The sequence below is a fragment of the Acetobacter pomorum genome, assembly GCF_002738225.1.
GTDB lineage: Bacteria > Pseudomonadota > Alphaproteobacteria > Acetobacterales > Acetobacteraceae > Acetobacter > Acetobacter pomorum.
Window position 1 is genome coordinate 51,772 of sequence record NZ_PEBQ01000144.1, and the last position, 14,327, is coordinate 66,098.

11 protein-coding genes are annotated in these 14,327 nt (G+C 55.9%); 7 read left to right on the forward strand and 4 right to left on the reverse strand.

What is annotated here, in order from left to right:
- Positions 1 to 2 precede the first annotated feature (2 nt).
- The gene (locus CSR02_RS10420) at positions 3 to 977 is read right to left on the reverse strand and encodes a 2-hydroxyacid dehydrogenase (RefSeq protein WP_042786771.1); all 975 of its coding nucleotides are present in this window, start codon (positions 975 to 977) and stop codon (positions 3 to 5) included.
- Positions 978 to 1,154: 177 nt separating this feature from the next.
- Here CSR02_RS10420 and aat point away from each other — a divergent pair, with 177 nt between their 5' ends.
- The 4 genes from aat to CSR02_RS10445 all read left to right on the forward strand — a co-directional run bounded on the left by aat (position 1,155) and on the right by CSR02_RS10445 (position 3,937).
- Complete coding sequence (aat, locus tag CSR02_RS10430; RefSeq protein WP_099541601.1) at positions 1,155 to 1,796, forward strand: leucyl/phenylalanyl-tRNA--protein transferase; 642 nt, start codon at positions 1,155 to 1,157, stop codon at positions 1,794 to 1,796.
- A 96-nt stretch (positions 1,797 to 1,892) separates the two neighbouring features.
- Positions 1,893 to 2,708, forward strand: a complete 816-nt coding sequence (locus CSR02_RS10435) for a DUF4412 domain-containing protein (protein WP_183172564.1) — start codon at positions 1,893 to 1,895, stop codon at positions 2,706 to 2,708.
- Between the two features lies 1 nt (position 2,709).
- On the forward strand, positions 2,710 to 3,339 hold the full coding sequence (locus CSR02_RS10440) for a hypothetical protein (protein ID WP_099541602.1): 630 nt from the start codon (positions 2,710 to 2,712) through the stop codon (positions 3,337 to 3,339).
- Positions 3,340 to 3,385: 46 nt separating this feature from the next.
- Positions 3,386 to 3,937, forward strand: coding sequence for a hypothetical protein (locus CSR02_RS10445; protein ID WP_099541603.1), 552 nt, complete (start codon positions 3,386 to 3,388; stop codon positions 3,935 to 3,937).
- A gap of 24 nt (positions 3,938 to 3,961) precedes the next feature.
- On the opposite strand, the gene CSR02_RS10450 is transcribed toward CSR02_RS10445, so the two are convergent.
- A complete protein-coding gene (locus CSR02_RS10450; RefSeq protein WP_183172589.1) occupies positions 3,962 to 7,147 on the reverse strand; it encodes an AsmA-like C-terminal region-containing protein in 3,186 nt (1,061 codons plus the stop codon).
- 116 nt (positions 7,148 to 7,263) lie between these two features.
- Between CSR02_RS10450 and CSR02_RS10455 the strand changes: the two genes are divergently transcribed.
- Together CSR02_RS10455 and bcp are read left to right on the forward strand one after the other, a co-directional pair.
- Positions 7,264 to 10,341, forward strand: a complete 3,078-nt coding sequence (locus CSR02_RS10455; RefSeq protein WP_183172563.1) for a bifunctional [glutamine synthetase] adenylyltransferase/[glutamine synthetase]-adenylyl-L-tyrosine phosphorylase — start codon at positions 7,264 to 7,266, stop codon at positions 10,339 to 10,341.
- A gap of 79 nt (positions 10,342 to 10,420) precedes the next feature.
- Entirely contained in the window at positions 10,421 to 10,909 is a 489-nt protein-coding gene (gene bcp, locus CSR02_RS10460) for a thioredoxin-dependent thiol peroxidase (protein ID WP_099541606.1), read from the forward strand.
- Between the two features lie 41 nt (positions 10,910 to 10,950).
- Here bcp and CSR02_RS10465 read toward each other — a convergent pair whose 3' ends face one another.
- Together CSR02_RS10465 and CSR02_RS10470 are read right to left on the reverse strand one after the other, a co-directional pair.
- On the reverse strand, positions 10,951 to 11,349 hold the full coding sequence (locus CSR02_RS10465) for a hypothetical protein (protein WP_099541607.1): 399 nt from the start codon (positions 11,347 to 11,349) through the stop codon (positions 10,951 to 10,953).
- A gap of 187 nt (positions 11,350 to 11,536) precedes the next feature.
- A complete protein-coding gene (locus CSR02_RS10470; RefSeq protein WP_099541608.1) occupies positions 11,537 to 12,820 on the reverse strand; it encodes an MFS transporter in 1,284 nt (427 codons plus the stop codon).
- A 235-nt stretch (positions 12,821 to 13,055) separates the two neighbouring features.
- Here CSR02_RS10470 and CSR02_RS10475 point away from each other — a divergent pair, with 235 nt between their 5' ends.
- Positions 13,056 to 14,327 carry a DNA recombination protein RmuC gene (locus CSR02_RS10475; protein ID WP_042786760.1) on the forward strand — a complete coding sequence of 424 codons (1,272 nt, stop codon included), beginning with the start codon at positions 13,056 to 13,058 and terminating at the stop codon, positions 14,325 to 14,327.

Genomic DNA, 14,327 nt, shown 5'->3' on the forward strand with positions numbered 1-14,327 from the left:
CCTTACGCCGTCACGGGAGAGGGCATAGGCAGGCCTTTTGCCAACGCCTCAACATTGTCCAGCGCCAGCATGCACATGGCGGTGCGTGTTTCTATGGTGGCGCTGCCTGCGTGAGGTGTCATAAAAATATTGGGCAGGGCTGTCAGTTTTGGGTTGGGGTTGGGTTCCTGCCGGTAAACATCCAGCCCGGCCCCAAACAGATGGCCAGATTCCAGTGCTGCTATCAGCGCGTCTTCATCCACCAAGGACCCGCGAGCAGCATTTACAAACACGCTCCCTTTGGGCAACAGCGAAAATGTCTGAGTGTTCATGATAGGTGGCGCGGAGGGTGAGCCCGGCATGTGCAAGGTGAGCACATCGCAATGGGGCAGCATGTCTTCCAGTTTTTCAAAATAGGTGGCGCCGGCTTCTTCTGCGGCACAAAGACGACTGCGGTTGTGGTAAAGAATGGTCATGTCAAAGCCACGCGCGCGCTTTGCCACGGCCTGCCCAATGCGGCCCATTCCCACAATGCCCAGCCGTTTGCCTGTAACGCGGTGGCCCAGCATGCCGCCCATACCCAAGCCATGATGCCAGCCTTTTTTCATGAGCGTATAGTATTCAGCAGCCCGGCGGCAGGCTGCCAGAATCAGCATCATGCTTAAATCAGCATTGCAGTCTGTCAGCACATTCGGGGTGTTGGAAACCGCAATGCCACGCGCATGCAGGGCCGGAATATCCAGATGATCCAGCCCGACACTTACGGTTGATACCAGTTTGACGCACTCTGGCAGGGCTTCAACATCCTTGCCCTTCAGTGGGGAATTATTGGTCAGCACAATGGCAAAAGGCTGAAATTCCTGAGCCAGTTCCAGCAGCGCAGGTGTTTTCATAGCTTTTTCGGGCGCTGGTGGGGCTGTAAATTCTGTTTTGATACGTTCTTCCGCAGCATCCAACAGGCGGATGGAGCGGATAAGGCGAGGTGCTTCTGTGCTCACAGGCAACTCCGTAGGCTGGTGAGTCGGTGGTTGTCTGGCGCAAGTTTGTGCCCAATGCGGGGTGGCATCAAGCGGGGGCAGACAACATATGGGCTATGACATTCTATAACGGCATACAAAGCCAGAGGTTGCCTAGGCGTATGGGATGGTGGGTTGCACGAAAGGAACGCACAGCACATGACACAGAACCTTACCCCCCAGATCATGCTGGGTGCGTATGCGGCAGGGCTGTTCCCCATGGCGTCCGATGCAGCAGATAAAACCCTGAGGTGGTACGACCCGGACCCACGGGGCATTTTGCCGCTTGATCATTTTCATCTTCCGCGCCGCCTGCGCCGTACAGTGCTCTCTGGCCAGTTTGATGTGTGTGTAGATAAAGACTTTCCCGCTGTTATGCGTGCGTGCGCCGCACCCGCTCCGGGGCGTGAAACCACGTGGATCAATGGAGAAATCTATCGCTTGTTCTGTGCCTTGCATGGCATGGGTTTCAGCCACAGTGTGGAATGCTGGCAGAACGGCAAGCTGGTTGGCGGTTTGTACGGCGTGGCGCTGGGGGGCGCGTTTTTTGGAGAGAGCATGTTCAGCCGCGTAACAGATGCCTCCAAGGTGGCACTGGTGCATCTGGTTGCACGGTTGCGCCTGTGTGGGTTTATTGTGCTGGACACACAGTTTGGCACCGAACACCTTGCCCGCTTTGGAGGGGAGGAAATACCAGCCGCTGCCTATAAGGCCATGCTGGAAAAGGCTGTAAGTATGCAGCCCCGCTGGCAGCAGAATATTCCGGCTGATGTGCTGGAAGCAGAAATCCGAAGCATGTAAGAAGCTGCCATATTCCGGCCCGCGCCTTGCCATAGGGTTGCTCTGTGGTGGTTATGCCCAAAAAGGGCATGCCAAAGGCACGGGCCTGTAAATTGAATGACTGGAATGGATGAGATTATGAGCACACGCCTGTATGGCCGTATGCGTTTTTTTTGCCTGATGGGTGTTCTGGGGGCGGCAATGCCTATGCTTGGCGCAACTTTGCCGGGGCGGGCACAGGCACAGGTTGCGCTGGACCATCCACGTTTAACGCCCGCGCGTGATGCCATTATTGATTACAGCTTTCAGCCCCAGCCGACAGCGCAGGATTTACAGAATGGGGCCAAGCCAGATACCCCTACACCCACGCGCCATGTGCAGGTGATGTTCTCTGGTGATGGCGGGCTGATGCGCATCAACTACATGACCAACATGGAAGGGGATGAAAGCCGTGGTGCCGTAATTATCAACCGTGCCTCTCAGGAAGTTCTGGTGATTCTGAATGACCGGCACATCTACACTCGCCTTGTGCAGCAGGAAGGCATACGCAACCCGTTTCTGCTTGACCTGTCCATGCAGTTTACGCGCAAGGGGAGTGATGTTGTGGCCGGGCAGCCCTGTACCGTCTGGGCTGCGCAATCTGCTCAGGGGCAGGCCACGGCCTGTGTGACGGATGATGGCTTTATTCTTTCCCAGACCGGTATTGATGTGGATGGGCTGAATGGCCGGATCCGCGCCATGAAGGTTTCTTATGAGCCTGTGCCCGATAGCGTGTTTCAGCCCCCCGTAGGTTTTCAGGAAGTTAACCCGCATAGTGGTGCCAAAGGTGGCGGAGGTGCGGCAGATGCATCCCCCGCACAACCCGCTGCACCTGCGGGCGTAGGGCCAATGGTGCCAGCTCCGGCAACAGGTAGCGCGGAAGGAACGCCGTAAGATGGTTGCAAAACATATTCTTGCAGGTATGGGGTTTGTGCTGTTGGGAGCTGCGGCTTCTGGCAGCGTGGCCCACGCCCAGATACAGCCCCAGACACCGCAGCCAACACAGATAGCTCCGGCCGATGCGCCGGTTGTCACGCCATCGGTTGATGCAGATGTGTTGTATGAGCTGAACTCCGCTCAGGGAGATGCCCATACCCAGCAGCGTATGCGCTGGCAGGTCAGTTCTCTGCGCCAGCGGCTGGACCCGCAGAATTCTGATGTGTTCATGATTACATCATGGACAGATCACACCCTTACGGTGGTGGATACTGCACGCAAGCGGGCCAGTGTCATGCCCGTGCCCGGCCCACAGCAGATTACGCCCCCAGGGCAGCCTGCAGCGGCTGGCACCTATGCACGATTGGGGAATTCCGTTGTGGCGGGTGAACAGTGCACATTATGGCGCACAACGGATGCCGATGGGCACCCAACAGATGCATGCTATACGCCAGATGGCCTGCTTTTGCAGGTGGCGCAGCAGGGGCAGGTTACGGTGCGTGCGCTAAGCGTAAGCCGGGCCCCCCAGCCAGATAGCGTGTTTGCCATTCCGTCCGGGCTGAAGCGGGAAGCCCCTGCACACCCATAAGGTTTGATGTTTCGGGCGGCAGAAAACGGAAAAAGAGAACGTCGCCATGAAAATCCGCCCCAGCTTTGCACTTTTTTATCTGTTTCTTGCTGGGGTAAGCCTGCCTGCTCTTGCACAGGCGGATGATGGCAGCTCTGGTACGGTTTCTGTGTGTTTGCGCGCAGATATGGCGCAATCTCCCCAAGCCATGCAGGTGGTGGCCTCTGGCACCGTGTTTACCGCACAAACCAAAGCCAGTGGCCGTAAGGGTGGGGAAGAAAGCGAAGCTTTGGTAACGACCGAAACTGTAACCCTGACCCATATGCAACCTTGTATGGATGCAGATGCATCCTCTGTTATTTCACACACCCGGCATTGGCTGGTTTCGCCCGTGCGCCCGCAGGCCGGCACGGTGTTTCATGCTGTGGGGGAAGTCAGCGGCAACGGTCTGGATACAGCTTTTGATGATGAAGGCACCTCTTTTCGGGATCTGGTGCGGGCAGGGGGCATTACGGCAACCGTGCGCACCCCGCTAACAGATGCTGTCTCCCTTATGGAAGGGGCAGCCGATCTGCCGCCAGATGCCGATGGAGAAGACCCGGCGATTGATGACAAATAACCCTGCCACGGGCTACACGCGGCATTAGAAAATCCGCCGCAGCGCCCCCGGTAGGAAGATGGAATACGGGTTAACGTGCAGGGAAGGGTTGCTCATTTGCCCGGCCACACCAAACGTTATGGCCACAAGCCCACCATCTTTTTCCGGGCTGAACACCCAGCCAATGCCCGGCAGTTTTCCGGGCAGTTTGTTAATGGCAAAAATAGGCACCACAGTGCCGTGTAAATCTATGCTGTTCTTGTTCAGATTAACGTCACCTTCCAGCGTGGCGCCCAAGGCATTGTTGCCTGTTCTGCCATCATGAATATTCAGCACGCCGTCTTTGAATGTTACGGGCAACACAAGATGCGTAACTGTAAATTCGGATGATTTATGTGCGGCCAGCCAGCCGTAAAAGGAAATATTGCGGGCCAGACGTAAAGCCATGGGGGCTTTTTTCAGCACAAATGGCGTAACGGTAATGCGGCCGTTAAAAGGTGCTGTTGCCTGTGTATCATCAAAAGAGCCACTTAAAACAGCGTGTCCGCCTTCTACATCTGGCACAATTTTAAAGTCGGACAAAAACGCGCCCATATCCGGGATGGAAACGCGCAGGTCACGCTCAGCACCTTTGGGGGTGAGTGTCATGCTGACAGGCGTTGGCCCATGCATGGCAAAATACATTTTTTCCAGACGTTGGCCGTTATCCTCAAAATAGGCTTTTACGGCCTTGAGTGAGGGTTTGTCCGGATTATAGCGCAATGTGTTGGCTGTCAGGTCAATGGCCCATGCTGCACCAGGCGGGCCATGCAGTTTGCCAGTGGCGGCCTCTGGCACATGGTAGCCGCTACTGGCTGATTGCGCGGGTTTGGGGTCTGAGGGGTCCCCCATCACCAAGGGAGAGAGATCCAGCATATCGGCATATACGCCAACATGCACGACAGATCCCCCTATGCCCTTTTGTGGCAGTTCCAACATGGCATGGCCGGTGGAATGGGCAACACGAAAGGAAGAAATAATGAGTTGCGGGGCATGGTGTGGGCGCAGGCGGGCCTTGCCGCGTACATCCAGATCTGGCCCTGTGGCCAGAATGCGATCAACCGCAACAATCTGGCCATTCTGCAAGCCCAGCGTGGCGTTGGCTTGTGCCGCCCGCCCCGGCGCCTTATGCCAGAGCGGAATACGGATTTGAGAGTTCCTGAGGTTGAGGTTGATATCCACCAACCCGTGATGATCCCCATACTGGCGGTAATCCACCACGGCATCTGCCGAGCCCCCAAAGTGGTCTCCCGTTGCAAAACCGGCAGCCGCAGCAGTTTGCGGAGTGATGCGGGATGTCAGATGCGCCTGTTCCAAAAGCCCGGTGGGCGGCACGTGCCGGAAATCTGTTGAATAGGAGATATTGGAGGGCAGGCCACCCAATACGCCATGCCCGGCAAGGGAGAGGCCATCTGCCGTGGCATCCAGCTTGATATCAGCGCGCCTTACACCACGCCCGGCCACCACATTGTCAAGCGATGCCTGTGTAATATCGGCATGGCCCTTAATTTCCATGTCATCAATGCTGACGTCATCTTTCAAGGGCAGGCTCAGCATCAACTGGAGTTTGGCGCGCCCGCGCGGGTTGCGAATATCCAGCGGGTGGCGTGCAAGAAGATGCAGGCGCGGCTCTGCCAGAAGGGCCATAACATCCTGCAACTTGCCATCAAGCTGCGTGTTGATAATACCTGTCTGGTCTTTTTTGGTCAGGCCTACAATGTCCATGCTGCCGGGGCCTGCGGCAATGCGGCCGGTGCCATTTTCCCCCACATTCTTTCCGGCACGGTCAACAAGCTGGTAACCGTGGTCAAACGTAATGCTCAGCTTGTCCAGCCCGTCCACGTCCATATGGGCATCCATGCCCCGAAGTGGAGAAATGGGCCGCAGCCAGTAAATGGTCAGCCCCTTGGCATCCAGCCCGCCAGAAATATTGCTGACATCCACACCATTCCAGCCTGTTGTGCTGGATAAGGTAACGGTGGTGTGCAGATTGGTGGCGATGCCATCGGTAATATTTTTGGTCACCCACTTTTTGCCACCCTTGGCAGCCTTATCTGGCCAGTAATAGACCAGATCGGGGAAATAAACCTGCGGAATATCCGTAACAACCTGCCCGGAAACCGTGGTGGGGTTAACCAGATCAGACGCATCAACCTGCCCGGATACCGTCAGATCAAGCCCACGGGCCACATCTTCCGGGTGGTCAGGGTTACGCAGGTTGGCGTTAATGCTGTGGACAATAATATGCGCAGGGGTGCTGCCATTTTTAAGATGGTCAAGCCGCAAGGTAATATTGGCTGTGCCATTGTTCAAAAAGTAACGCGCTCCGGCAGCCGTTACCTTGCCGCTTTGTGCATCTGCATGCAGTTCCATTGCGCCCGGCAAAAGCCAATCTGCATTTGGTGCAGGCAGAAAGCTGACATCTGTGCTGACGGCAATAGGCACCCTGATATGTTGCAGATCATGCGAGATATTGGAAAAGCTGGCGGGCCTAACGGCATTGGTTGCCAGATGCCACACAATGCCCTTGCCATTTGAATCCGGGCGGCCGCTGGCTTTTACTTCTATGTGGCAATCCGGGTTTTCCTGCCCCGTTACGGCAAATTGTACAGCACCCGTTAAGCCTTTTTTGCCTTGGGCGGAGGCCATATGCAGTGTGGCATCTAACGGAGAGGCCACCCAATGTGTGCCGGTAAGCTGGTCATTCATCTGAATAACGGCGTGCGAGATAACGGCGCGGTCCATTCCGGCGGTATCCACACTTGTATTGCTTTGTCCGCCAGAATTGGGGGGTGTTTCAAAATCAAACCCCACCGCGCCGTTTTTGCTACGCCGGAGGGCGAGCTGGACACCTTCTAGCTCCACAGCGCGCAGGGCAATGCCACCGTGTAGCAGGGCAAACGTATCTACCGTAACATGCGCTTCATGCACCGTATCCACAACTGTGCGATCCGGGCCTTTAATGGCGATATCATGCAACGCCAGCATAAGGGGCGATGTCAGCCCGTCACGCAGGCCGTTCCATTCCAGATAGGCGCGGCCCAAGCCCAACGTGGCAACGGGCGGCTGTTTTTTGCCGCCAGAAATAACGGTAACGGGCAGAAAAGGGCGCACCAACGGTGTTACATTTATGGGCCCCAGCGCCATGCGTGCAAACAGCAGAACTGTGCCCACAAGCGGCAGCCCGACCATGGCATACGCCCCATAGACCAGAAAACGCCGGGTTTTTGTGCGCCGCGGGCGCGTGGTGTCTTGACCGTTGGAAGTCAACGCAGCAAGCCTTTATTGTTCACAGCACGGGCCAGATCATGACGCAGGCAGACCATTCCCTTTTTCGAGACGTAAGGCAACCTAGAGGGCAGGGTTCCCGCATGTGGCCAGATGCAGACTGGCCCGCGCCAGCAGATACGCGCACGGCGGAACTGTTTACGCAGGATATGCTGGCCCTGGCGCAGGAAGCGGGTGTTGCGCAATCTGTCATGATACAGCCTGGTGCGCAAAAGCTTCTGGCCTGCCTGGGGGGAAACAGCCCTTATCTGGCTGATCTGGCGCGTGAAGATGTTCTGGCCTTTGCAGCCCTGCTGGAACAGGGGCCGGATGTGTGTGTGCAGGATGCGTTTGCAACATGCGAGAAGTTTGACACAACATCGGGGCGAGAGTGTGTCGCCGCTTTTTTGCGGCACACAAAAAAACGTATAGCTTTTATTTGTGCCGTGGCGGATCTGGGTGGATTCTGGCCCTTGGAGGAAGTGACGCACGCACTCAGCCGGTTGGCTGATACCGCGCTGGATCTGGCTGTCAGGCATTTGCTGTGGTGTGCCTTTCAGGCTGGGCAGCTTGCCTTACCCAACCCGGAGCAGCCAGCACAGGGGTGCGGCTTTGTAATTCTGGCCATGGGCAAACTGGGCGCGCGGGAGCTGAATTTTTCATCCGATATAGACCTGATGGTGCTGTATGATCCCACAGCGTACCCTCAGTCGGACACAGTGCGGCGTGTGTTTGTGCGTATGACTAGCGATCTTGTGAGCCTGATGGAAGCACGAGATGCCAATGGATACGTTTTTCGCACAGATTTAAGATTGCGGCCCGATCCATCTTCCACCCCTCCGGCTGTTACGGTGCAGGCGGCCATCCTGTATTATGAAAGTCTTGGCCAGACATGGGAACGCGCCGCCATGACAAAAGCGCGTCCCGTGGCGGGCGATCTTACGCTGGGGCGGCGTTTTCTGGCGGCCATTCGCCCCTTTATCTGGCGCAGACATCTGGATTTTGCCCTGATTGATGATCTGCACGACATGAAGGCCCGGATCGACCGTTACCGCAAGGCTGGGCGTACAGATTTAAGCACTTTGCCAGATACCGTTCTGGCAGATCCTTCTGCCAGCATAGATTGGCTGCTGGGCCATAACCTCAAACTGGGGCAGGGCGGGATTCGTGAAATTGAATTTATCGCGCAGGCCATGCAGCTTGTCTGGGGTGGGCGCGAGCCCGCTTTGCGGGATAAAACTACCTTTGGCGCCCTTAAAAAACTTGTAGGTTCAGGCCACCTGCCACGGGAAGAAGCAGAAGTACTGGCCCGAACCTACCGTTTTTTGCGAGATGCCGAGCACCGGTTGCAGATGCGCGCGGACCACCAGACGCACAGCCTGCCTGACACGCGCAAAGGGTTTGAGGCTTTTGCCATTTTCATGAACTATTCGGATGCAGAGGTGCTGGCGCTGGATATGTTGCCCCGTATGCGGGAGGCTCGGCGTATTTTTGAACGGCATTTTGTGTTGCCGACAGCGCAGCCTGAAGAAGTGGAAGGCAGCGTGCTGGTGCCGGGGCCGGAAGATGGGCAAACGGCAGAACTGTTGCAAAAACATGGTTTTCCGCCGGAGCAGATAGCGGAAGCCACGCAGGTTCTTACCCGCTGGCGCGGGAACAGCCTACGTGCCCTTCGGTCCGAGCGTGCGCATGCGTTGCTGCGGGTGCTGTTGCCCACGTTGCTGGCTAGTTTTGGTGCACGCAGCAACCCGCTGGCCTGCTTGCGCCGGTTTGATGCGCTGCTGGCCCGCCAGCATGCCGGGGTGCAGCTTCTTTCTCTTTTTGAACGCAACCCTGCGCTGATAGACCGCATTGCCAATATTTTTGATGCCTCGGTCTTTCTGGCTGATTATCTGGCAGACAAACCCTCCGCCTTGGAAGGACTTTTGGAATCCGAGCCAGAGGAAGGAGGCACAGTTATTGCGCGCCTGCACCATCTGGCGGAGGAAATGGCAGATGTTGAAGAGCTGGTAACAGCACTGCGCCCGCTTTTGCGCGGAGAGGAGTTTCGCCTTTCTGTAGCCTTGCTGGAAAGCCGCATAACGGAAAACGAGGCAGAAAAGCAGCGCACGGCGCTGGCGGATAACATTATCACCATTGTCAAACAGGCGGTGGAGGTAGAACACACACGCCGTTACGGGCATGTGCCGGGCGGTGGCATGGCCATTATAGCGCTGGGCAAAGCAGGCTCGCGCGAGATGATGCCGCGGTCAGATCTTGATTTGCTGATGGTGTTTGATCACCCTGAAGATGTGCAGGCCAGCGAGGTGCCACAGGCCGATGCCAAAGCAAAGCGTCCGCTTTTTTCTGCGCCGCGTTCTGTTGGGGTGGCGCAGTATTACACCCGCCTAGCCCATGCCTTTATTGCAGCGCTTACGGCTCCTGGGCCGGAGGGCCCGCTCTATGCGGTGGATATGCGGTTGCGTCCTTCCGGGGCGGCAGGGCCGGTTGCGGTCTCTCGCCCGGCCTTTTTGCGCTACCACACAGAATCCGCATGGACGTGGGAGTGCATGGCCCTGACACGGGCGCGTATTGTTGCCGCTCCCGCAGAGTTGAAGCGTGTTTTAAGGCAGGATCTGGAAGCCATTTTGGATGGGCGCCTGCGGTCACAGCCTCCAGCGCGCGCAACATTGCTGCAAGATGCCGGTGCCATGCGCGCACGGCTGGCGCGGGATTTGCCCGCATCTTCTGTGTGGGATGTCAAACGGCGCTTGGGCGGGCTGATGGATGTGGAGTTTATTGCCCAGATTTATCAGTTGATTGGGGCGCAGGCGGCTGTGCGAGATGTCAGCACGCGTTTGGCATTGGGGCGTCTGGAAAAAGCCGGCCTGCTCAGCGCGGAAGACAGTCAGTTTCTCAAACAGGCCGAGTTGTTCTGGCGTCAGCTTCAGGCCATGCTGCGTTTGCTTTGTGGGTCCACCCCTCCAGTGGATCTGGAGCAGGATCTAGCGCCCGCATCTCTGAACGTGCTGTTAAAGGCCATGAAGCTGGAAACATTGCCGGACCTGATTGAAAAGGCCAACATTCTGGCCCGTGATGTCTCTGCAACTTTTGCCCGTCTGGTTGGCCCGGTGGAATAAGCCTGTTTTTTTAAAGGAACAGCGTGCAAACCCGCCACGTTCAATATGGGTAGGGTGTTTAAAAAGAAGGATACCAAACATGACGGAACAGCACACATTAAAGGTAGGGAATGCAGCCCCGGCATTTGATATGGAAGCAAGCGGGGGCCGCAAGGTGACGCTGGCAGATTTTAAGGGCAAGCCGTTTGTTCTGTATTTTTACCCCAAGGCAGATACACCCGGATGCACCAAGGAAGCCTGTGGGTTTAACGAAGCCCTGAAGGATTTTGAAAAAGCAGGGTTGTCCGTTATTGGCGTCTCGCGTGATCCGGTTAAAAAACTGGATGCCTTTGCTGCCAAATATGATCTGACCTTCCCTCTGGCGTCAGATGAATCTGGCAGCGTGACAGAAGCCTATGGTGTGTGGGTGGAAAAAACCAATTATGGCCGCCAATATATGGGCATTGAGCGCACAACTTTTCTGATTGGGCCAGACGGTAAAATTGCGCATATCTGGCCCAAGGTAAAAGTGCCAGGCCATGTTGAGGCTGTGCTGGAAGCTGCCCGCACATTGGCAACTAGTGCCTGAAGGCGGTTTTTTTTTAAGGCTTACCTCTACCACCCCGTAGCTTACCAGGTCTGATAATATCCGCGTGGGGCGTAATATCCATAACCCGGTCCGGGTATAACGGGCACTGCAGGCACAACATACGCCGGTGGAGGTGGTGGCGGAGGGGGTGCGTAAGCTACAGGTGGGCCACCCGCCATTGTTGCCCCGGCCAAAGCCCCTACGGCCAACCCGCCGATAAGGGCGCCAGCAATAGCACCGCCGCCGGGGCCACGATGATGGTAGTAGCCGCCTCTGGGGCCACCCCAGCCAGGGCCACCCGGACCGCCACGTGGGCCACCGCCCCAACCGGGGCCGCCCATCATATGTGGGCCGGGCTGGGCCTGCGCCATTGGCATGGTTGTCAAGCCAAGGCCCGTAATAATGGGCAGAGCCATCAAAAGTTTGGTAATCTGGCGCATGAAATGAGCCTCCTTGAAACAGGATAAAACCTGTTTTCTTTGTCTCATCTCAAATAATGGCGCGTCTTATGGCAAATTAAAGGCGTATCCGCGGCGTTATTTTGTACCCTGCTTTTATGCAGTACAACGCTCTATAATTAAAAGACTACAGTGCGCTTGCTGCCTTCCTTCACAAAAGATCGCATGGTCAGGGACGTGCAGAAGCGGTAGCGGACGCGGTACTGCTGGCTGCCTGTTTCAGGCGTAAAACCGTAAACAGAGTGATAGCGGCACAAAGGGAAACATATCCCGCAAACCAGTTTTCGTGCCCGATCTGTTTGCACCACAGGGCAATATATTCTGTTGTGCCGCCAAAAATGGAAACCGTGAGCGCGTAAGGCAATGCCACACCCAAAGCACGAATACGGGTTGGAAACAGCTCAGCTTTGACAATGGCGTTAATGGATGTGTAACCCGATGCAATAAACAGTGCTGTCACAATCAGGGCGAATGCTGCCCAGGGGGAGGTTGTGCTGGCCAGCATATGTAGCAACGGAATGGTGCCGAACGTTACGCCAAAACCAAAAAACAGCAGCAGCGGTTTACGTCCAATTTTGTCTGAAACAGCCCCAAAAACAGGCTGCATGGCTGCAAACACAATCAGGCTGGCGGTGGAGATAAGGGTTGCGGTTTCCTTGGGAAAGCCCAGCGTGTTGGCCAGATATTTCTGCATGTAAATGGTGTAGGTATAAAAGGCTACGGTGCCCCCAAGCGTGAGGCCACAAACTGTGCGCACAGCGCGCCAATGGTGCAGAAGAACGCGAATACCCCCTTTTTCTTCTTGCACATGTGCGCTTTTAAAGCTGTCGCTTTCCGTCATCTGGCGGCGCAGCCAGAATACCAGTACAGCGCCCAAAGCTCCTATCAGAAACGGCACGCGCCAACCCCAGCTTGCAATCTGCTGCGGTGTGAGCAGCACGTATTGCATAAGCAGGAGCAGAACAAGCGCAAGCAGTTGGCCCATCACCAGCGTGACATATAAAAAGCCAGACCAGAATCCACGATGCTCCGGTGTGGCTACTTCGGCCAGATAGGTGGCAGATGCCCCATATTCTCCCCCAAGGCTCAGGCCTTGCAGCAGGCGGGCAATAAGCAGCAGAAGCGGGGCCGCAAGGCCGATCTGGTCATATGTTGGGCATACGGCAATGGCCAAAGACCCTAAACACATGGTGAGCACAGAAATGGTGAGCGCGCTGCGGCGGCCGTATCGGTCTGCCGCCATGCCCAAAAGCCACCCGCCAACAGGCCGCATGAAAAAACCCACAGCAAATACTGCAGCGGCGTTCAAAAGTTCTACAGTAGGGTTTCCGTGTGGGAAAAAGGCATGGGCAAAGTAAATGGTAAAAGAGGAATAAACATACCAATCAAAATATTCCAGCAGGTTGCCCGCAGAACCTGCCACAATGCCGCGAATGCGTTGTGCCGTGTTCATTGTAAGTGTTCTCCTGCCTGGATAAAGTAAGAATTATTTCAATATGCAGCAAAAATGATGCATTTTTATTGCAAACACCCATGTCTGCGTTTGGCACACATGGCAGATGAAAGCGCAGGTCATATCATTGCCTGTGCTCTCTTGTCATTACGCTTGCGCGATAAAGCCGCTTTTGAGAGTCATCCCATGCGTTTGTGGCGCTTGCTCTTGCCCCGCACATAAGACAAAACAGGGCATGAGTTCCATAATTGTTCTTTCAGGTATTGCTTTGTGCGCTCTGTTGCTGGGGGCGGGTCTTACTGTTTTGCTGCGCTCCAAATCTGGTGGCGGCACAGATGCAGATTTGCTGGCCCGTCTCTATGTTTTGGTGGAGCGTGAAGCCGCAACAGCACGTTCCGATATTGCAGCGCAACGCAACAGCATGGTGGAAATGGAGCGTGCCATGGGGGGGCGGATTGAGCGCATGCGCACCGAACTGGCAGAACAGCTTGGCGCGCTGGCAGGCGGACTTGGGCGTGAGCAGGCCGAGGCACGCGCCGCACAGGCTGAAGCCCTGCGTAATCTGGCAGATACCTCTGCCCAGCAGCTTGCCTCTATCCGCCGTGCCGTAACAGAGCAACTGCATGAAGCGGTAGAACAGCAGATGCAAACTTCCTTTCAGCGCGTGCTGGAGCAGTTTTCTGCCATGCAGAAAGCCATGGGAGAGGTCAGGGCCATGACAGGCCAGATAGGAGACCTCAAGCGCCTGTTCAGCAATGTAAAAACCCGTGGTGGCTGGGGGGAGGCACAGCTGCGCGCCATTTTGGATGATGTGTTGCCGCCGGGCACCTATGAAAGCAATGTGCGGATTGGCAATGGGAATGATGTGGTGGAATTTGCCATTCGCATGCCCGTTAAATCCAGCTCGCCGCCTTTGCTGCCGGTTGACAGCAAATTTCCCACAGAAGCCTATGAGCGGCTGCTGAATGCTGCAGATGAAGGCGATACGGCAGCAGAAAAAGCGGCACGCAAATCTTTGGAAAACACCATGCGGGTGGAAGCGCGCAAAATTTCCAGCAAATATATTCATCCGCCCAAAACGGTGGAATTTGCCGTACTGTATCTGCCAACAGATGGGTTATATACAGAAGTAGCCCGCATGCCGGGGTTGATTGATGAATTGGGGCGGCAGTTCAGGGTTATGGTGATGGGGCCAGCCCTTATGCCTGCCATGCTGCGCACAATTCATCTGGGGTACGTTACACTTGCGTTGGAAGAACGCACAGAAACCATTGCGCGCCTGCTGGGGGCTACACGGCAGGAAATGATTAAAATGGATGGTGTGCTGGACAAGCTGGCGCGTAATGCGCAGGCCATGTCTTTCTCGATTGAGGAAGCCCGGAGGCGCACACGTTCCGTAAGCCGCAAGCTGCGTGAGCTGGATGAGCCGGAAGAAAATGCCGGCGAAACGGAAGAGTCTGAAATTGAATTTACTGGTGTAGATACAAACGGGACGGCATCAGGGTAA

Bases quoted from the DNA above. Each gene is read 5' to 3' on its own strand.
- aat (WP_099541601.1), top strand. From the start codon at position 1,155: ATGACACAGAACCTTACCCCCCAGATCATGCTGGGTGCGTATGCGGCA.
- CSR02_RS10435 (WP_183172564.1), top strand. From the start codon at position 1,893: ATGACTGGAATGGATGAGATTATGAGCACACGCCTGTATGGCCGTATG.
- CSR02_RS10440 (WP_099541602.1), top strand. From the start codon at position 2,710: ATGGTTGCAAAACATATTCTTGCAGGTATGGGGTTTGTGCTGTTGGGA.
- CSR02_RS10445 (WP_099541603.1), top strand. From the start codon at position 3,386: ATGAAAATCCGCCCCAGCTTTGCACTTTTTTATCTGTTTCTTGCTGGG.
- CSR02_RS10450 (WP_183172589.1), bottom strand. From the start codon at position 7,147: ATGGTCGGGCTGCCGCTTGTGGGCACAGTTCTGCTGTTTGCACGCATG.
- CSR02_RS10455 (WP_183172563.1), top strand. From the start codon at position 7,264: ATGACGCAGGCAGACCATTCCCTTTTTCGAGACGTAAGGCAACCTAGA.
- bcp (WP_099541606.1), top strand. From the start codon at position 10,421: ATGACGGAACAGCACACATTAAAGGTAGGGAATGCAGCCCCGGCATTT.
- CSR02_RS10465 (WP_099541607.1), bottom strand. From the start codon at position 11,349: ATGCGCCAGATTACCAAACTTTTGATGGCTCTGCCCATTATTACGGGC.
- CSR02_RS10470 (WP_099541608.1), bottom strand. From the start codon at position 12,820: ATGAACACGGCACAACGCATTCGCGGCATTGTGGCAGGTTCTGCGGGC.
- CSR02_RS10475 (WP_042786760.1), top strand. From the start codon at position 13,056: ATGAGTTCCATAATTGTTCTTTCAGGTATTGCTTTGTGCGCTCTGTTG.